Here is a 19,558-nt window from a genome sequence, read left to right as displayed (position 1 = left end):
AGTATGCTTAACTTTAAAATTTAAAACGAAGACATGTTTCATGTTGAAAAAGTAATTTTAAAATAATGCCAAGTTTACTAAAAATAAAGCAAAAAACCGTATTTATTAACAGTTAAATGGGCAATTGAAACGCAAATCATCCAATAATACTATCTTTACATTTTCAATTTTAGGTAGATGAGCAAACAAATTACTGGCTTTTCAAAATTATCAAAATCCAACAAGATAGATTGGATTGTTAATACGTACTTTTCAAATAAAGAAGATGCCAAAAATATTCTAAAGCAATATTGGAATTCCAACGAAAAATTACAACAATTACATGACGAATTTATTGAAAACACTATAACAAATTACTATTTACCTTTAGGCGTAGCACCTAATTTTCTGATTAATGATAAATTACATACTATCCCAATGGCTATTGAGGAGAGTTCTGTTGTGGCAGCAGCGAGTAAAGCTGCCAAATTCTGGTTAGATAGAGGTGGATTTAAAGCCACGGTTATTTCTACTACTAAAGTAGGTCATGTACACTTTATTTTCTCTGGTAATATTGAGAAACTACAGCGATTTTTTAACGAGGTCAAACCCAAACTTATTGAAGATGCCAAACCCATAACAAAAAATATGGAAAAACGTGGTGGTGGCATTTTAGATATTGAACTAAAGGACAAGACCAGCGCTTTGCCGAACTACTATCAATTGCACGCCACCTTTGAAACAAAGGATGCCATGGGAGCCAATTTTATAAATAGTTGCTTGGAACAGTTTGCCAAAACCCTTAAAAGCGAAGCTTTGAATTTTGAAGAATTTTCAAATGAAGAAAAAGTGATAGAAATCATCATGAGCATTCTATCTAATTATGTCCCTAATTGTCTAGTGCGTGCAGAGGTTTCTTGCCCTATCGACAAATTAAGTGATTCAGATGACATTGATCCTGAAGCCTTCGCAAAAAAGTTTGTACAAGCTGTAAAAATAGCAGAAATAGAACCTTATAGAGCTGTAACACATAACAAAGGTATCATGAATGGTGTTGATGCTGTTGTGCTAGCTACAGGAAATGATTTTAGAGCTGTTGAAGCTGGTGTACATGCTTACGCTTCTAGAAATGGAAATTACAGTAGTTTAACACATGCTAAAATTGAAAATGGTATTTTTTATTTTTGGATAGAACTACCTTTAGCATTAGGAACTGTAGGCGGATTGACAGGATTACATCCATTAGTTAAGCTATCTCTTGAACTACTCCATCATCCATCAGCAAGTGAACTCATGGAAATTGTAGCTGTTGCTGGGTTGGCACAAAATTTCGCAGCGCTACGCTCACTTACAACCACAGGGATTCAAGAAGGTCATATGAAAATGCACCTTATGAATATTTTAAATCAATTTGAAGCTACTGATGCGGAAAAAAACAAACTTATCGAACATTTTAAAACACATGTTGTTACTCATAGTGCTGTAGTTGAAGCTATAAATAAAATGCGCAGTGGAGAATTCTGAATACTACAGTAACGGTAAATTATTACTCACAGGAGAATATCTGGTTTTAGATGGTGCTTTAGGACTCGCGCTTCCTACAAAATATGGTCAATACTTAAATGTTGAAACTAATGATTCCAATTTCATTAACTGGAAAAGCTATGACCAGAATGGTGAAGTTTGGTTTAAGACAATTTTAGAACTAAATGATTTAGATTCTAAAGATTCTTCTGATGATTTAACTAAAAGACTCCTTCAAATTTTAAAAACAGCCCAAAAACTAAATCCTGATTTTTTAGAAACAGGTTGCTCCGTTAAAACAAAATTGACTTTCCCTAAAGATTGGGGATTAGGCACCTCATCAACTCTAATAAACAACATAGCCCATTGGGCTCAAGTTGATCCATACGAATTGCTTAAAAAAACCTTTGGTGGTAGTGGTTACGATATTGCTTGTGCGCAACATAACACAGCAATAACATATAGATTAATTGAAGCAGTACGAGATATTCAAACGGTTAATTTTAATCCAAGTTTTAAAGACTGCTTGTATTTTGTGTATTTAAACAAAAAGCAAAACAGTCGCGATGCGATTGAGTCTTACAGACAAAACACAACCGACTTAGCGAAAGACATTGAAACCATAAATAAAATTACCGAAAACATAATTACCTGTAAATCACTTACTGATTTCGAGAACCTAATTAATACACATGAGCAAATATTGAGTTCTATTCTAAACCAACAGCCCATTAAAGAACGTTTGTTTTCGGATTTTCAAAGCGCCGTTAAAAGTTTAGGCGCTTGGGGAGGCGACTTTATTTTAGCAACAGCTACCGAAAATCCTTCAGCCTATTTTAAAGCCAAAGGGTTTGAAACAGTTATTTCCTATAATGATTTAATACTCTAAAACAAAAAAGCCTTTCTAAAAAGAAAGGCTTTTTAATTATATTTCAAAACGATTATTGAACCGTTTTAGCTCTATTATCTTCAATCTCTGCAGCTTCTTTTAATGCATTGTACAATTTAGTTGTAACGCCATTAACTTTAGCCGTTTGCACTTGATTGGCAAATCCTTGATAGTTATCCATTTCAGGAGCCAATTCTTTCTTTACAACATGAATCATAAAAACGCCTGTTTCACCTTCAATTAATCCAGATGTTTCACCTTGTTCCATACCGAAAGCTGTACCTATTACTAATGGTTCTCTTCCAGCACCTGAAATCGTTGGGTTCTTCATAGTTAAGGCTAAAGATGTTCTTGGTGTAATGTTTTCAGCTTTACCTAAATCCTCAACAGTTGTTGCTGTGATTCTAGATTTAATTTGCGCTGCCTTTTTTTCTTTTCTTATTTTTGGTAATGCGGTTACCGATGCTTCTTCAGTTCCCATTAAACCTTCTTTGTTCTTTGCTACTAATTGCACAATAGCATAACCACCAGGCACATTGAAACGCTTATAATCACCTACTTCTGTTTCTTCCTCAAAAGCCCATCTTACTATTTGACGTTGACTGCCCAATCCAGGTATGTTTTCTTCCAATTCTTTTATAGTATTAACAGGACGAACAACATAATCATTTTCTTCAGCTAAAGTCTGGAAATCTCCTTTTTCAAGAGCAATTTCAAAATTAGATGCATCTCTAAACACTTTATTGACAGTCGCTTCAGATGGCTCAATTTTTCTAGCAATAGTAGCAACTTTAACAGCTCGTTGCTTATTCTTTTGACCCAATATTTCAATTACATGGAATCCAAATGCCGATTTAACAACACCTATATCGCCTGTTTCATTTTCAAAGGTGTAATCCCTGAATTCTGGAACCATAGCATTGTATGTGTACCAATCTAGAACACCATCCTTTTCATTACTTACTTTATCAGCAGAAAAATCTAATAAAGATTTGAATTTTGTAGTATCCGCTTTTACAATACGCATTAAACTATCAGCTGTCGTTTTTGCTTGTGCTTCAGTTTGGGTCGTGGAGTCCGTTGCAGAACGTGACCCAATAAATGGAATTAAAATATGACGCGCTTTAACGGAGTCTGGCATTTGAGTATCAGCAATAACTTTACTTAATTTAAAATGTCCGTTATCCTTATAAGGACCAAAAACCTCACCAACATTCAAATTATAAATACTATCAGCAAATGCGGTTGGCAATTGTGATTTCTTCAAAAAACGATTATCAAATTTAATATCTGAACTTGCAACAAAATTGATATAGTTTGCATGGTCTTTTACTTGCGAAAACGGCTTAATGGTATCTGTTCTACCATTATTATACTCCACTTTACCATCTTTAAAAGAAATCAACTCTTTTTTTATTTCTTCTTCATCTTCAACCGATGCCACTTCTTTAAATTCAACAAATTGAATATCTCTAGAAGCGTCAACCTTGTATTGTTCTTCGTGTTCTTTTATGTACTTGGTAATTTCTGCTTTTGAAACTGTAATAGTACTATCAGGAATTGAAGAATACGGGATTTGAATAAACTTTAAATCTACTTTATCTCCTTCTAAATGATAAGCCATCTTACCTTCAGCTAGGGTACCAATCATGCCTGCCTTTACCATGTTCATATAATTTTGCTGAAGCGCATTGTTGGCAAGTGCTTTTTCATAATCCACCCATTGTTGGTAAGCAACTTCTGAACTAGATTTTAAATTTTGAATATATTCTGACAGTTTATTTTCATCAAAAATTCCTGCTTCATTTTGAAAGTCTGGATTATTGGCTAATGCACTTTTTAATAAATCGCGCATTTGATCTTTTTCAACTGTAATTCCCAAAGCTTCATATTGACTTTCCATTACAGCATTTCTTACTTCCTGATCCCAAACACGATTCATGGCTTGAGTCGCTGTACCATTTGGTCCTAATTGTCTTTGTGCTGCCTCAACTTTTTGAAGAAAATCTTCACGGGTAATATCCTTACCGTTTATAGTTGCGACTACATTTTGGGATTTAGCCGATAGTGCATCACTATTTCTAAACAAATCTCCAATTATAAAAGCGAATAAGGCTAACGCAATTACAGCTATTAGTACAATTGATTGTTTTCTAATTTTATTTAAAACTGCCATCTGTCATTTAAATTTTTTACGATATAGTGCGCGAAAATACCATTTTCTATTTAATAATAAAAGTAGAATATCGCTTTAATTGATATAATGTACAGTAAATTAGTCTTCTTGCAGAATTTTCAGTTTTACCAGGTCAATTTTAGTATTTGACACTTCTAAAATCGTGAATTGAAAATCATCTATAACGACAACTTCGTTTTGTTGCGGAATACCTTCTGTTCGGTCAACTATTAAACCACCCAAGGTTTCGAAATTTTCACTTTCAGGAAGTTCTAATTTATAGGTTTCATTAAGATAATCAACCTCTAGCCTAGCAGAAAAGACAAAATTCTTATGATCAATTTTTTCTTCTTTTAAAACAACTGTATCGTGCTCATCTTCAATTTCTCCAAATAATTCTTCTACAATATCTTCAACTGTCATAATTCCTGATGTTCCGCCATATTCATCCAACACAACCGCAATACTTTTTCGCTTTTTTATCAATGCGTTCAAAATATCTTTTACCAACATGGTTTCTGGCACAAACTCAACTGGCATGATAACAGATTTGATGGCTTTTGGTTTCTTAAAAAGTTCAAAAGAATGAACATACCCTAAAATATCATCAATGTTATCCTTATAAACAATAATCTTTGAAATACCTGTTTCTGTAAATAAAGCATTGATAGCTTTTACAGACTCGCTCACATCAACCGCTATTATTTCGGTTCTAGGCACCATAACTTCTCTTGCCTTCACTTCAGAAAACTCCAGTGCGTTTTGAAAAATCTGAATTTCAGAATCTAAATCATCATGCGCCTCAACACTTTCCATTTGCTCACTAATATAGTTTCCTAATTCTACTTTTGTAAAGGCTAACTGAACCTGGTCTCCTTCTGTTTTAAAAAATTTCTTGAGTACAAAATCTGAAATCCAAATAACAAAATCTGAAATCCAGGTAAATATCACATAAAAAATATACGCCGGAACTGCCAATATTTTGAGTAATGAATTGGCATAAATTTGAAAAAATACTTTTGGTAAAAACTCGGCAGTAATAAGTATAATAAGTGTCGAAATAATCGTTTGAGTAAGCAAACTCAACTCTACCAACAGTGTATTTACAATAGCAATACTTGAAGGCAGCATAGATTGAAACCAATCTACCAACAGGTCACCCATAAAAAAGCCATAAACTACTAAAGCAATATTGTTTCCAATAAGCATGGTGGCAATAAACTTTGAAGGACTTTCAGTAAGTTTTGATAGTATTTTTGCTAAAAGACCGTCTTGCTTTTTTTCGATTTCTATATGAATTTTATTTGAAGACACATAGGCAATCTCCATTCCAGAAAAAAAAGCTGAAAGTATAAGTGACGAAATTATAATGATAACTTCTGCTGGCATAAGCTAAAGTTACTTTTTATTTTCGAAACGTTTGTTGAATTTTCTTCGAAAGAAAAACATAAACACTGCTGTAGCAGCTAGTAAAATAGAAATATAGTCTACAGTTTCCGATTTCATATACTTCTCAATTGCTACATAAATGAAGAGTGCAGCAAATACTAAATAAGCATATTGAAAAAACTTAAATATTTTCATTAAATGAGTTTTTACTAATTTGATGTAAAGATACTTAAAAAAAGATGTTAATGGTAATTTGGGTTCGTTATTCATCAAGGGTTATGATGCCATCAATCTCTAAAACCTCGGCCTGATTAAACTCTGCATCTGAATCAAAACCCTTACCATTAATAATGTCCTGACCTCTTCTAAAGGTTACTGGTTTATTTGTAAATAACCATTCGCGGTTTTGGTCATAATACAATTGCTCTGCAAATAAGGTATCTTGTTCAGCTGATGCCAATATAACGTTTCCTTGCATATCAATAATCCCTGTTTTGTCATACACAATAGCATAATCAGCTATTACAGTACTTTTTTCGTTATTCTCACCAAAAAGGTCTAAATGGGCTCCATCTGGAAATTCATTATATGCAAAAGCTCTATTGGAAAAATCCAACATTTTAGGGCTTAACAGGTTAGCTGTAACACGACCTGAATCTGTGTATTTTAAGTCAATATTTTCAGCGACACCAATAGGTTCATTTTCAGAAATACCAATTTTATTAACTTCATCTAAATTACTTTTACATGAAAAAAACATAGTCATGGCTGTTACCATGACTATGCTAGAAAATATTTGATATTTTGTTGTAATCATTAGATTTTTGGAACTGTAATGGTTTTACCAATCCAACAACCTATGCTTATAGATTTACCTGCTTTATCCTCACTAAAAATTTCACTCTTAGTTGGAGCTTTAGCTCTATAGCTTGCTGCTGATTGTGCTGCAGAACTTTTTAATGTTGGGTCAACACGACCAGCTTTTTCAGCTTCATCAGCAGCTAACCAAAACACCGCACGCTTGTTAAAGTTTGTGTCACCACAATCATTAGCACTACGATTATACATATCTGCTATTTTTAGGTGCGGACGACCATTAGAAGGATTTAACTGCAATGCTTTAGAATAATAGTTTCTTGCACTACCAAAGCTACCTCTTTTTCTTAATTTGTCACCTATTTTTTCATTAAGCTTGGCTTTCTTAAAATTATCAGTTTCTAAACTAATAGCTTGCTCATAGAACTTAACAGCTTCACTAGACTTACCTTCTTTATCCTTTAAAATACCTAAATAATAAGCAGAATTAGCTGAAGGACTCAAAGCATGGTAAGCATTTACCAATTTAAAGAACAAAGGGTCATCAGTACATTCTTTTTCCGACATTTTACCAGCTGCACGTTGCAACCACAATGCATTATCTTTATTCTTTTCAAAGTCTTTAGTATAAAGAGGGATTAAGTTTTCACAATTAGCACGATCACCCAACTTCTTATCAATTCCACTAGATATTTGATCATAAGCATTCAAATAACTTTCGTAAAATCTTTTATATCTACCTTCCTTACTTGTAAGGGCTGTTCCAGCATCTTCCTTTGCAACCAATTTATTTAAATCTTCAGAATAATTACCTACTTCAGTTTCTACCTTTTCAGTGATATCATCATATTTGTTGAATAATTCTGCTGCAGATTTCTTACCAGCATCATATAAGTCAACCATCAAAGAGAAATATGTGTATAATGATTTTGGATTAGTAAAGGAGTCTGGATCTGCTTTGTAAGCAGCATCAAAACAGTTATACAATTCTTCATCCGTCATCTTCAACAACTCACGGTTATCATACATTAACTGACAAGACTTGGCACCATATTCACCTTTTTTTGTTTTACTCGCATAATGCATAGCACGCTCATCCCATAGCTTCTTTAAGTCATTGATAAAAGCAACTTTTTCAGCTCCGTTTGATTTCTCAATCTTGTGTTCTAAAATATCTTCACCTGCAGAGTATATATTCAAATTTAATTTTGGGCACTTATTTCTAACTTTCATCCAAGGCTCATAAGCAGCATCATAATTTTTTGCTTTAGCATATTCAGAAAATATAGACAAATTAGTCATACATTCTTCATCTTGTTGTGCTTGCACACCATTAAAACCTAAAAACAATAGTATTAGTGTTAATAATGTAATCTTCGTTTTCATAATATCAAATTTATTGTGTTTATTCATATTTTCTTTTTTGGAACCATCTATCATTTAATGACAAACTCAAATTAAAATTAACAAAGTTTTCTTGTATTAAATTATTTCTGGTTGTTCCACGTTTACCAATTTCAAAACCTAGGTTGGCATTCGAGAAAAAGTCTCTAGCACTACCTATTGGTAATCCTACTCCAAAAGATATGCCAAACTCATTTATATTGGTATTATTAATATTTAGACCCGTGTCTTCAAAGCGTATTCCAGCCCTGTAAACCATTCTACTAAAGTAACTTGAGAAAGAATTATATTTAGGTATAAAAAACCCACCAAGGGCAAACGTAGAACCATTTGAATATTCAGTTCCATTTGATCCATGTAGTTCGTTTACAAATTTTGATGTGTTCTGAAACGTATATTCAGCACCCACAAACCAAATTCTTGGTTGACCAACTCCTGCTCCTAACGAAAATTTAGATGGCAACAGAAACTTTGTCTCATACAAACCTTGCGACCTTAAATCAGCTTCAATTGTGTTCACAACAATTTCACTATTATCAAAAGAATTTATAATAATTGTATTAAATGAACGCTCATTAATGGATCTTAAGTTTGTTGTTGGCGTATATGTAAACCCTGACTTTAATTCTAAATCTTCTGTAATCATTGCTCGATATGTTAACCCGATATTTAAGCTTATTCCACTTAAATCAGATCGATTATTTTCACGAGATTGATATTGTACTAAGCCACCATCTTCGTTATAGTCAAACACTAAAGTGCTATTTTGAATATTACCGAAATTATAGCTAAAATCGACGCCTACACTGAAATTGTCATTAATAAGATATCCAAGCGATAAGTATGTACGATTTAAGCCACCATCACCATTGAAACGCTCATTTAATCGATTGCTGTCATCTAATGTCTCTAGCTTATATCCAACTGATGTATAAGGTATTAACCCAACTCCAACTCCCAACTTTCCTATAGGAATTGCTAGCGATATATAGTCAAATGTAGAAGATGATAATTTATCTTCTCCTGAATCACTTGATAATTTTAAATTGGTATGAGATCCTGCAACAGAAAACTTGATAGGTCTGCCTTCATTACCATATAACGCTAAGTTCTTACCAGCATATGAAGCAGGGTTTCTTAAGTTAATGTGGATACTGTCCGTATAGATGCTTAAACCTCCCATACTTCTGTTTTCAACAGTTCCTTTAAATTTAAGGCTACCTATTCCGTAAAATGAATAGGGTGACGCAGTACCATTTTGGGCAAAACTTTTAATGGTAAATAATACGATGAAAACTAATACAAGTTTTTTAATCATTCTTTTGAATTAAATTGTAAAATATAGTTTAAGCCCTCTAAAAGGAAATTAGAGTTCGCAAATATGCTACTTTTTAATTGTTTAGACAAAAAATTAGCATTTCCTCCTGTTAAAATAACTGTTAAATCTGCATATTTTAGTTTATATGCTTCAATTACGCCATCAATTTCATGTAAAACGCCATTGATTACACCAGAATGAATGGCCTCACTGGTTGTATTACCTATCAAGTTTTTTGGCTCTTTAATTTCTAATAACGGAAGATTTGCAGTTAAATTATTTAGTGATTTGTATCGCATTTGAACACCTGGTGATATTGCTCCACCCAAATATTGGTTTTTGTTGTTTATAAAATCAAAAGTAATACACGTACCAGCATCTATTATCAGCACATTTTTATCTGGATATTGAATTGCAGATGCACTAACCAAAGCCAATCTATCTACACCAAGTGTTGTGGGTGTTTTGTATAAATTCTCAAAAGGAAGAGGGGTTGACGAGTCAAGGTAAATTACATGTAATCTTTCTCTAACTAATTTTATATTTTCAACAGGCAAATTTCCTACTGAAGATATTATACAGCTTTGAATATTGGGGAATTTTTTATTTAAAACTTTAAACTCTGCTTCAAAACCAATAACCTCTATACTTCTACTTACTAATAGTTTATCATCCTTGAAAACAGCTAACTTTACGAAAGTATTTCCAACATCTACAATTAAATTCATAGGTAAAATTAAGGTGGTAAATTTACAAAACCATTTTTTATAAATTTTCTTTTGGTGAATAATAAAAACAACTTTATATTTGCATCCGCAATTATGCGACTGGTGCCTTAGCTCAGTTGGTAGAGCAAAGGACTGAAAATCCTTGTGTCCCTGGTTCGATTCCTGGAGGCACCACCAGAAAAAACTCGATTCGTATGAATCGAGTTTTTTGGTTTTAATGGAACTATAATAGTGACAACGCTTTATCTTGGTTTTATTTTGATATATCTTAATCAAAAAAAAGGCTAGAGTTACCTCAAGCCTTTTTATAGGAGACTAATCCAAATTTTATTCCTTTTTTTATTATCAAAGTTTAGTGGAATAACTTACTCAAAAGTATCAATCTTATCTGTTGAATAGATTGTTTTGATATGAAAGCCTTGAAATTTGATTTAAAAGGAAACCTACAATCAAATTTCAAAGAAAAAGCCATTGAAATCAATGGCTTTTCTCGCAAGATGAATTAAATTCATCTCAACCAATCATAATTATAAGTTAGTTTGATTCTTGAGCAATTAAAACTCCATTTCTATCATAAACAGTATAAAGACCATTCACAACTTCAACAGAGCCTACCATCATTACACCACCTGCACCATTGTTGGAATCTTCACTTTCTGATGTATATAATCCATTTAAGTCTAAAAATGCTGCAAATGATCCTAACTTTCCAAATGTTAATCTTAGAGGAATAGTTATTGCAGGATCTGGCATAAAGCCATTAGTATCCCATAAGTCAACCATGATATTATGTGTACCTTCTGTCAACTCTCCTGTCCACAAATTATTTGGGTTTGACGGCTCAAATAAATTTTCTGGACAATCACCAGTAAATGCATATGCTTCAAATGTATCTAAATAAACATCAAAATCCATATCACATAAATGATCATCTAAATTATCATCATCCCATTCAAGTAACATGGTAGCATTTTCATTAGAAAAATTTTGAATTGTTATGTTCATTTGAAATGGCTGATAAAATGCTGCAGTTGTACGCGAATCACCTATGTTAATAACGGCGGTTTCTGTATCTTCAATAACTATATCTTTATGAATAGTGATTGTTCCTGTTGCCGATGTTTGGTATGCCGGTATATTTATATATCCTGTAGCAGGCAATGAAATATCATTTCCATCAGCAGTACCACTTTCTTGAAAAATATATACTCTAACTTGCTTATTAGTAGGCTTATCAAGTGTTGCTGTCAATGTGATAACCTGATCATTTTCTACCTCATTAAAATTGAAACTTCCAGTAGAACTCGTAACTGTTAAAGTTGGTTGATTACCATCAATTACTACATCTTCAACATCATCATTCTCACAGGCACTTAAGCCAATTAGTAATGCTGATAAAAAGACGTAATGCAACTTATTTACTAAATTTATTTTCATAATTATTTTTTTAAAGTTTAACATAAGTAGCCGTATATGTATTAAACACTGTATTACCACTAAATCCTATTGTGTATTCCAAAGTTATATCACCAGTGGCAGGGTCAACAGTTCCTAAAACATCTGTACCTTCCAAGAGGTTACTATAGATACCAGCTAAATTTTGCTGTTCAATGACAATACTTCCACAGACTTCAGTAAAAATAAAGCCTTCTCTAACTCCTCCATTGAGAACACCCACATCCCAAGTACCAGATGTATTTGTCAAATAAACACCTTCACTAATTTCTGTAATTGATTCTGCTGGGTGAAAATTGGTTAATCCAGAACTTGATACAACTGACAATTCATATATACCACCTAAATCAGAAGAGCATGTTGCCTGTAATACAATAGTTACTTGACCTCGGTTTCCTGAAGCAACAATATTATTTGATGCTGAAGACGAACCTCCAGTTATATTTAATACAACTGTTGTTGGGTTTGCAGGATCCAATTCTCCTGAATGCACAATTATAGGCACATTAGTAAATGTGTTGCCTGCAGGGATAACCACAGAGCCGCTATTGTCCACAAAATCGAATTCAACACCTTCCGTAGCAGTTGAAGAAGCATCCAATTCAAAATTTGCATTTGTTGGTGCATTAAGTGGATTTCCGTCACCTCCAGTAATACTTAAAGGAACAGTATAAGTAAAATCATCAGCATTATCATTTAAGAAAAATCCTGTTACTTGTGAAGAAGGAAATAATAATACATTGGGTCCTTCATTGAACGTTTGCTCATCATCATCTAAAACGCAAGATGTTATTGCAAATGACATTGCAAACAATACTAATATATATCTAAATGTTTTCATATCTGTTTTTATTTGTTTTATGGTTATTGCATCCAAAATGTGTGTCTATCAAATGCCGCGTTAGCACCTTGAGCCGGAACATTAGCTGAGTTTGATGCTAATTCTGCAGTTGGATAAAGTAAATTAGAAGGAAACACAGCTGAAGCTGCGCCTACTGGTATAGGAACAAAAGATGGAAATTCTGTACGAACACGATCCATCCACACTTCAAAACCTGAAATGAAGCCTCCTGCTATCCACTTTTGGGTAATTATTGCTTCGATTTCATTCCCTATACCATCAGCAGATTCCCAATTGATTATCGGGTTAATACTATTTGATTCATAATCAGCAGCGGCAGCAACTGGATTTGGAACTCCAAGTTCAGCAAATGATGCTGCAATACCTGCTTTATACAAATCTCCTGCATTCCCTGTAATTAAGTTTCTTTGCGCTGCTTCAGCCTGAAGAAATAATGCTTCAGAAAGTAACATTAGTTGAGCGTCTTGAGAACTGGAATTAATAATCCCAGGTCCTAAATCTGACACCAGATTTGAATTATATGCATTATCATAAACATTTTGAGGAACACCTACATACTCACCTCCAACAGGCAAAAATAGCCTTGCAACTCGAGGATCATTGTTATCTGTCATGAAATCAATATACGTATCACTACCTCTGGTTGCTCCTCCATTTGGCCCAGGAGTTGTCCCTCCAGGAGCAAATCCATGAACAGCATAAAACGGATTTTGTTTTCCTGCTTCATCTAAATAACCCGGATTTACTGATACTGTGCTATCAATAAAACCTATTCCACTATTCATCAACTCGTTATATTGTGCTGTTAAATCTTCACCTGTATTAATCTGACGTAAAAGCATTCTCAATTTCAACGTGTTTGCGAATTTTTGCCAAGCATTCATATCACCGCCAAGAATAACATCAGTAGTCACTGACTTTGTATTAGCTCCTGCGTTGGATATCATATTGATTGCTACATTTAATTGTTCATAGATAGCATCATAAATAGCTCTATCATCGTCATAAGCTGGTTGAGTGTTCTCTCCTCTTTGAAATGCTTCACTATAAATAATATCGCCATACATATCTACCAAGGCAGCAAAATGGTAAGCTTTCATTATTTTGGCTATAGCTTTATAATAATCATAACCTGCCTCTGGAAAAGTTTCTACATAATCATAACTATATAAAGCAAGTGTATAAGTATTGTTCCATAAAGACTGATAGGTATCATTGTTAATGATATAAGATTGTTCGGTTTGATACCAAACTCTATCACCAGAATCCGAGATTACTCCAGCATAAATACCTCCTAACAAATTGAAGGAGTTATTAGCATTGTTAGCATTGTACATCATATCTGCACTATACTTTTGTGCTGCAGGCAACGTTAGTTCAGGTGTTGACGACGGTGGGTTTGTCGAACTATCGTTAACGTCTAAAAATTCATCACTACATGATGCTAAAGAAACAAGCATCAATAAGAGCAATAAGTTTGTTTTAATATTTTTCATTTTCATTTTTTTAAAAATTAACATTCATTTTAAATCCGTAAGTCCCAGTCGGTGGTGTCTGCGCACTTGAACCAATACCACTAACACCATTACCTCCCGTATTTATTGAAAATTCCGGATCAGTATATTTGTTTTCTTTAGCACGCCACATAAGTAAATTATTAGCAACTATTCCAAACGACAAGGCTTCAATTGGTGTTTTTTCCAAAAATTTAGAAGGCAAATTATAGTCTAATGCAATCTCTCTTATCTTGATAGCTGAAGCATCTACTACATAATTCTCCTTTATGTTATTATAAGATGTTTGCCAGAAATTTCTATTTCCTCCCGAAGTGGTTATGTTATTATTTTCCACATAAACTCCAGATCCTGGTGATGTTTCATAAGATGAATTAGGAAACACAAACGGCTGTCTGTTTGTAGAAGCACTATGCACAGTCAAACCTGCAAATTCTAATGCCTCAACAACTGTATTGTAGAACACATGACCTGTTTTATAATCAGCTACAGCAGAAAGCGTAAAATCTTTAAAGCGTATTCTTGTTGTTGCTCCTATAATTAAATCTGGGACAGTTGAACCTAAATTTATAAACTCGTTAGTCACTAGTGGATCTCCAGTGTTTGCATCAATTACAACACGTCCTTCTGGGTCTCTAACATAACCTGGTGCAAAAATAGCTGGATAAGCTTCTCCTACTTGCGCAAATAATGTTGCTGTGTTTTGGAATCCAGTTCCTACTTGTAAACGATCTGCTCCATCTGCCAATGAGATAACTTCAGATTTATTAGTAGTTACTGTAACACCTAAATCCCATTGGAAGTTTTCATATTTTAACGGTACTAAACCAAGATCAAATTCAAATCCTTGATTTTGAATTTCACCTATATTTGTCAAATAGGATCTTGCTCCAGAACCAGCTGATGCTTGTGAAAAGTTAATTTGGTCTTCTGATTTTACAAAATAATAGTTAGCTCCTAACGTAATTCTTCTTTTGAAAAACTCCACATTAAAACCACCTTCAATGGATGTTGAAAACTCTGGACTTAATTCAGGGTCTACAGCAATAGTTGTAGGTCTTAATCCAGTTGTAGTACCAAACGGAAATCCTCCTGGCACAATAAAGTTCTCATTAGTTTGACCTATTCCTGCATCATTACCAACTCGAGCATAACTGACGTTAAATTTCAAGTAATCTAATGCACCTTCTTTTAAACTTGTAAATGCATCTGTAGGCACAAAAGATAGACCTGCACTGTAATACCCATATGAATTATTGTCTATTGGCAGCGTTGAAGAAATATCTTGCCTGTAAGAACCTGTCAAATATAGATAGTCTCTAAACCCTAGAGTCAAATCACCGAAATAAGAATATAATCGTTTTTGAGTGGTTCCTTCTCCTCCTGTTAATTCTCCTGTTCTTACATTTACATTATAAATAACATTTGTAAATAAGTTGTTTCCACCTACATTAACTTGTTTACTTCTAAACGTTTCAACATGATTTCCTAAAATTAACCTAGCACTAATATCTTCTGTCAGTTGCCTATCAAAATTGACTAATAAATCTGAATTCAACCTAAAGTTATCAGTCATCCCGTCTTGGACGGCATTTACCTCATCACTAGGTCTTGTATAAGTTAGCGTTGGATCATATTGCCATGCTTCTTGTGTGTTTTTAAAGCTGCTGTTGAACCAAGTGCCTCCTAACGTATAGGTCGCAGTTATCCAATCATTAAATTCATAATCCAACCTAGCAATTCCTTGTAATCTATTTGATCGTGCTGTATTTCTATTTTGATCAATTATTTGATACGGATTTTTAAAGTAAGCATTAAAATAAGTATCAGGCGTTGAGAATTTATCGGTACGCCAGTTTCTATAATTTGAAATAGGAATATGTCCTGGTGTATTTAATAAAATTCTATAGTAACTGCCATCATTAGGGCTTGCTCCCGCAACGTCTGTTTTATCTTGGAAGAATGATACTGAAGTTGATGTTTCTAATTTACCAGATTTTCTAGTAGCATTAAATCTAAAATTATCCCGAACATATTCATCGCCTGGTGTTACACCTGTTCTATCAACTCTTTGTGCTGAAAAGAAATAACTTGAGTTCTCACTACCACCACTTAAAGAAATTGCATTTTGCAAGGTAATACCTGTATCAAAAAAGTCTTTTTTATTATCTTTTATTGGTGCATAAGGTAATACTTGATAAGTTCCATCAGCCAAAATAGGCCCTACGCGCCTAGGTAATCCATCGTATCGTGGCCCCCAACTTTCGTTTTCAATAGGATCATATTCAAAGTTCTGTGTTGATCCGCTACCAAACTTAGTTTGTGTTTCAGGAAAGTACTTAACTTCTTCAAAAGTCACTACCGAATTAAAGTTGATATTAATTTTTTCATTATTACCACCTCTCTTTGTAGTTACTATAATAGCGCCATTTGCTCCTTTAGAACCATAGAGTGTTACTGAAGAAGCTCCTTTCAGGATGTTTATAGACTCAATGTCATTTGCATTTAAATTATTAAGTGTTCCTTGAGATTGCGGCACACCATCTACAACTATAAGTGCTCCGTTATTACCTGTTAAAGAACTAAACCCACGGAGTACTACTTGAGAAGTAGGATTAACGCCATTATCACTTGTATTTATATTAAGACCTGAAGATTTACCTGAAAGCGCAGAAGCTACATCAACTGGAGCCGCTTGAACCAAGGTCTCTTTCTTCAATTCAGTAGTAGCGTAAGCCAGCTCTTTAGGCTTTCGCTTAATTCCTAATGCTGTAATTACAACCTCGTCAATCGCTGTTACATCAGGTTCAAGTGAAACATTAATTACGTTGTTGTTGCCTACCGTTTGTTCTAATGATGTATAACCGAGATATGAAATTTGTAACACATCTCCTTGATTGACAGTTAAAGTATAATTTCCGTCAAAATCTGTTTGGGTGCCATTAGTTGTTCCTTTGACAATAATATTTACCCCAGGAAGTGGCAATCCTGATTCATCAGAAACCGTTCCTGTTATTGATTTTTCTTGTGCGTATGAACAAATTGAAAAAAATACGAATAAGAAAAATAGTTTGTAACCTTGATTCATTGATATTATTTTAATGTTAATAATATGCTAATCTAATTGGTTACATACTCCATTATTTTACTGTTGAAGCATACAGTCATTATTTTGATGTGAATAACGAGTCTTTAGCTTTACCACTAGGAATATTTGATGATTTTCATGAAAAATGTCACATATATAGCAAATTTGGTTGTTCAAAATTAAATTAAGCCCATTCAAGACCATTTTTTACTAATAATACCTGATCTTTAAAAATATTTAAACTGTTGATTATTTGAAGTGAACAGCTTATATCTTGCAGTGAGAAGTTGTTATATTATTCTTAAAAAAACTTTAGGTAAGAGTCAAATAAAATTAAAAGTTTAATTTGCATATAGCTAATACCTTTTTTATACTAGTTTTTATTATTTCCGATGAAAATTACAACCTTAATTATTGACGACGAACCTCTTGCAAGACAACGCATTAGAAACTTGCTAACAGATATTGTTGAGATTGAGATATTGGACGAGTGCGCAACTGGCAAAAAGGCAATAAAGGCTATTGAGTCAAACAAACCTGATTTAATTTTTTTAGACATCCAACTAAAGGACATGACAGGTTTCAATGTGCTCGAAAAAATTGACAATGCGTTAAAGCCTATTGTTGTATTTATAACAGCCTACAATGAGTATGCTCTAAAAGCTTTTGAGTTTTTTGCGTTTGATTATCTTCAAAAACCCTTTAAAGATGATCGTTTCTTTACTTCAACAAAAAAAGCAATTGAACAGGTAAAACAACGCAATAATTTAAAATTTGAAGACAAGATAGAAGGTTTATTGAATTTTGTTTATTCTAGAAATGAAAAACAAAACAAAACAACTAAATTCCCTATTAAACTTGGAAATAAGGTTGTGTTTATTGACAGTTCAGAAATAAAATATATAATTGCCTCAGGTTATTATGCTGAAATACACACTGAAAACAAAAAGCATCTGTTACGAGAGTCATTAAATAATTTAACAGAAGAATTGAATGCTTCAAAATTTGTTAGAATTCATCGTTCTACAATAATAAATCTAGATTTTATAAAAGAGCTCATACACTCGAACTATGGTGAGATTGATGTGAAAATGAATGACAACAATCTATTTAGAATTAGTAGAAGCTTCAAAAAAGAGTTTCTCAATAAAATGGGGCTATGATGAAAGATAAAAACGATAAGAAATTATTTAGCATACTTTTTATTTTCACTTTAGTTTACAGTAACATAAAAATAGCTAAACAAAGTTATTTTAAATTTAAAGGCTACGCTCTAGATGATATAAGTTGGACCAATTTTTTTATAGAATATTATCTTACAGATATATTGATTATGACAATGCTTTTGGCACTCATTTTATTTCTTACAAAAAAAATGATTCACAAAGATTTTTCTAGATATGCTATTTTAAGTGTTCACTTATTTTTTGCTGCAGTAACTTGGGTTCTAGCTTATGTCATATATTACTTATATCGCTTCACCATACTTGAACTAAATTTCGATAATTTTAATTGGAATGAAGCCGTGTTCAACATTGTTAATTATTCTGACCGACATTTCATGTTTTATTTTGTTAATGTCTTTATCATTTACACATATTTTTACATTAATAAATCATCCCAAATTGAATTACAAAAGGCTCAATTAAAACAGCAATTAACCAATGTCCAGGTTAATGTACTTAAATATCAACTTCACCCTCATTTTTTTTTTAATACATTAAATAGTATTTCTACCTTAATTGAAACAGATGCCAAATTAGCACAAAACACTTTAGCCGATTTCAGTAATCTGTTACGCGATATTCTTTTTTTAAAAGACACCAACTTAATGCCGCTTTCTGTAGAAATGAAAATCTTAAAACGCTATATCGATATAATGTCCATACGTTTTTCTGATCATTTAAAAGTATCTATTCACGTAGAAGACAATTTAGGTGACGTTTTAATACCAAGTCTTATTTTACAACCCATTTTAGAAAACAGTATCAAGCACGGTTACTCTTACGATTCAACTGACCTAAAAATTGATATAGACATTTTTCAAAAAGAATCTAACCTCCATATTGAAGTGATAAACAATGGCGAGCCTCTTACAGAAAATATAAAATATGGCACTGGCCTTAAAAACACCGTCGATAGGCTCATCACATTATATGAAAACAATTTTATTTTCAGTATTGAAAACAGAAAAGACAAAATTGGAGTTATTACTCAAATGATTATTCCAATTAAATCATAAATAGTTTGATTTCTTCTTTTTAAAGGAGGATAAAATGATATTGGCAATATAACAACAAACATCATTTTAATTTAGGGTTAAATTAAAGATTGCTATTCTTCCGTCTTCTTTAGCAAATATTTAAAAATCAGAATTATTTTTAAGTACTCATTATTTGATTAATTAACTTAATTA

At 32.9% G+C, this 19,558-nt stretch carries 14 protein-coding genes and 1 tRNA gene; 5 read left to right on the top strand and 10 right to left on the bottom strand.

The genetic code is table 11. The annotated features are described in order from the left end of the window. The first annotated feature begins 177 nt into the window (after positions 1-177). Positions 178-1,503, top strand: coding sequence for a hydroxymethylglutaryl-CoA reductase, degradative (locus C1S72_RS10390; protein WP_104735526.1), 1,326 nt, complete (start codon positions 178-180; stop codon positions 1,501-1,503). After that, positions 1,490-2,392, top strand: a complete 903-nt coding sequence (locus C1S72_RS10385) for a GYDIA family GHMP kinase (RefSeq protein ID WP_104735525.1) — start codon at positions 1,490-1,492, stop codon at positions 2,390-2,392. Before C1S72_RS10390 ends, C1S72_RS10385 begins: the two co-directional genes overlap by 14 nt. A gap of 52 nt (positions 2,393-2,444) precedes the next feature. On the opposite strand, the gene C1S72_RS10380 is transcribed toward C1S72_RS10385, so the two are convergent. The 6 genes from C1S72_RS10380 to C1S72_RS10350 all read right to left on the bottom strand — a co-directional run bounded on the left by C1S72_RS10380 (position 2,445) and on the right by C1S72_RS10350 (position 10,223). Further along, a complete protein-coding gene (locus tag C1S72_RS10380; protein WP_104735524.1) occupies positions 2,445-4,568 on the bottom strand; it encodes a peptidylprolyl isomerase in 2,124 nt (707 codons plus the stop codon). 99 nt (positions 4,569-4,667) lie between these two features. Beyond that, on the bottom strand, positions 4,668-5,957 hold the full coding sequence (locus C1S72_RS10375; protein WP_104735523.1) for a hemolysin family protein: 1,290 nt from the start codon (positions 5,955-5,957) through the stop codon (positions 4,668-4,670). Positions 5,958-6,219: 262 nt separating this feature from the next. Further along, positions 6,220-6,774 carry an LPS export ABC transporter periplasmic protein LptC gene (gene lptC / locus C1S72_RS10365; protein WP_162919960.1) on the bottom strand — a complete coding sequence of 185 codons (555 nt, stop codon included), beginning with the start codon at positions 6,772-6,774 and terminating at the stop codon, positions 6,220-6,222. Further along, the gene (locus C1S72_RS10360; protein WP_104735863.1) at positions 6,774-8,159 is read right to left on the bottom strand and encodes a hypothetical protein; all 1,386 of its coding nucleotides are present in this window, start codon (positions 8,157-8,159) and stop codon (positions 6,774-6,776) included. The genes lptC and C1S72_RS10360 overlap by 1 nt, the downstream gene beginning before the upstream one ends. A gap of 19 nt (positions 8,160-8,178) precedes the next feature. Continuing rightward, on the bottom strand, positions 8,179-9,495 hold the full coding sequence (locus tag C1S72_RS10355) for a hypothetical protein (protein WP_104735522.1): 1,317 nt from the start codon (positions 9,493-9,495) through the stop codon (positions 8,179-8,181). Next, the gene (locus C1S72_RS10350; protein ID WP_104735521.1) at positions 9,492-10,223 is read right to left on the bottom strand and encodes a type III pantothenate kinase; all 732 of its coding nucleotides are present in this window, start codon (positions 10,221-10,223) and stop codon (positions 9,492-9,494) included. The genes C1S72_RS10355 and C1S72_RS10350 overlap by 4 nt, the downstream gene beginning before the upstream one ends. Before the next feature lie 101 nt (positions 10,224-10,324). On the opposite strand from C1S72_RS10350, the gene C1S72_RS10345 reads away from it, so the two are divergent. Next, positions 10,325-10,400, top strand: a tRNA-Phe gene (locus C1S72_RS10345). A 357-nt stretch (positions 10,401-10,757) separates the two neighbouring features. Here the strand turns inward: C1S72_RS10345 and C1S72_RS10340 are convergent. From C1S72_RS10340 to C1S72_RS10325, 4 genes are read right to left on the bottom strand one after another with little or no spacing between them, the layout of a single operon-like run. Beyond that, positions 10,758-11,660 carry a hypothetical protein gene (locus C1S72_RS10340; protein ID WP_162919959.1) on the bottom strand — a complete coding sequence of 301 codons (903 nt, stop codon included), beginning with the start codon at positions 11,658-11,660 and terminating at the stop codon, positions 10,758-10,760. 10 nt (positions 11,661-11,670) lie between these two features. After that, entirely contained in the window at positions 11,671-12,519 is an 849-nt protein-coding gene (locus tag C1S72_RS10335) for a hypothetical protein (protein WP_162919958.1), read from the bottom strand. A 23-nt stretch (positions 12,520-12,542) separates the two neighbouring features. Next, positions 12,543-14,036 (bottom strand): SusD/RagB family nutrient-binding outer membrane lipoprotein, encoded by a 1,494-nt coding sequence (locus tag C1S72_RS10330; protein WP_162919957.1) that lies wholly within the window; start codon positions 14,034-14,036, stop codon positions 12,543-12,545. Positions 14,037-14,046: 10 nt separating this feature from the next. After that, complete coding sequence (locus C1S72_RS10325) at positions 14,047-17,142, bottom strand: SusC/RagA family TonB-linked outer membrane protein (RefSeq protein ID WP_104735517.1); 3,096 nt, start codon at positions 17,140-17,142, stop codon at positions 14,047-14,049. A gap of 392 nt (positions 17,143-17,534) precedes the next feature. Here C1S72_RS10325 and C1S72_RS10320 point away from each other — a divergent pair, with 392 nt between their 5' ends. Further along, complete coding sequence (locus tag C1S72_RS10320; RefSeq protein ID WP_223115305.1) at positions 17,535-18,305, top strand: LytR/AlgR family response regulator transcription factor; 771 nt, start codon at positions 17,535-17,537, stop codon at positions 18,303-18,305. Then, a complete protein-coding gene (locus C1S72_RS10315; protein ID WP_104735516.1) occupies positions 18,302-19,384 on the top strand; it encodes a sensor histidine kinase in 1,083 nt (360 codons plus the stop codon). The genes C1S72_RS10320 and C1S72_RS10315 overlap by 4 nt, the downstream gene beginning before the upstream one ends. The last annotated feature ends 174 nt before the right edge of the window (positions 19,385-19,558 follow it).

The organism is Hanstruepera ponticola (assembly GCF_002940745.1).
GTDB classification, from domain to species: domain Bacteria; phylum Bacteroidota; class Bacteroidia; order Flavobacteriales; family Flavobacteriaceae; genus Hanstruepera; species Hanstruepera ponticola.
This window is presented reverse-complemented; position numbering and strand designations above follow the sequence as displayed.

What these genes read in the sequence shown, in the direction of transcription:
- C1S72_RS10340 (WP_162919959.1), bottom strand. Translation starts at nt 11,660, where the DNA reads ATGAAAATAAATTTAGTAAATAAGTTGCATTACGTCTTTTTATCAGCA.
- C1S72_RS10390 (WP_104735526.1), top strand. Translation starts at nt 178, where the DNA reads ATGAGCAAACAAATTACTGGCTTTTCAAAATTATCAAAATCCAACAAG.
- C1S72_RS10325 (WP_104735517.1), bottom strand. Translation starts at nt 17,142, where the DNA reads ATGAATCAAGGTTACAAACTATTTTTCTTATTCGTATTTTTTTCAATT.
- C1S72_RS10380 (WP_104735524.1), bottom strand. Translation starts at nt 4,568, where the DNA reads ATGGCAGTTTTAAATAAAATTAGAAAACAATCAATTGTACTAATAGCT.
- C1S72_RS10355 (WP_104735522.1), bottom strand. Translation starts at nt 9,495, where the DNA reads ATGATTAAAAAACTTGTATTAGTTTTCATCGTATTATTTACCATTAAA.
- C1S72_RS10315 (WP_104735516.1), top strand. Translation starts at nt 18,302, where the DNA reads ATGATGAAAGATAAAAACGATAAGAAATTATTTAGCATACTTTTTATT.
- C1S72_RS10320 (WP_223115305.1), top strand. Translation starts at nt 17,535, where the DNA reads ATGAAAATTACAACCTTAATTATTGACGACGAACCTCTTGCAAGACAA.
- C1S72_RS10350 (WP_104735521.1), bottom strand. Translation starts at nt 10,223, where the DNA reads ATGAATTTAATTGTAGATGTTGGAAATACTTTCGTAAAGTTAGCTGTT.
- C1S72_RS10360 (WP_104735863.1), bottom strand. Translation starts at nt 8,159, where the DNA reads ATGAAAACGAAGATTACATTATTAACACTAATACTATTGTTTTTAGGT.
- lptC (WP_162919960.1), bottom strand. Translation starts at nt 6,774, where the DNA reads ATGATTACAACAAAATATCAAATATTTTCTAGCATAGTCATGGTAACA.
- C1S72_RS10330 (WP_162919957.1), bottom strand. Translation starts at nt 14,036, where the DNA reads ATGAAAAATATTAAAACAAACTTATTGCTCTTATTGATGCTTGTTTCT.
- C1S72_RS10335 (WP_162919958.1), bottom strand. Translation starts at nt 12,519, where the DNA reads ATGAAAACATTTAGATATATATTAGTATTGTTTGCAATGTCATTTGCA.
- C1S72_RS10375 (WP_104735523.1), bottom strand. Translation starts at nt 5,957, where the DNA reads ATGCCAGCAGAAGTTATCATTATAATTTCGTCACTTATACTTTCAGCT.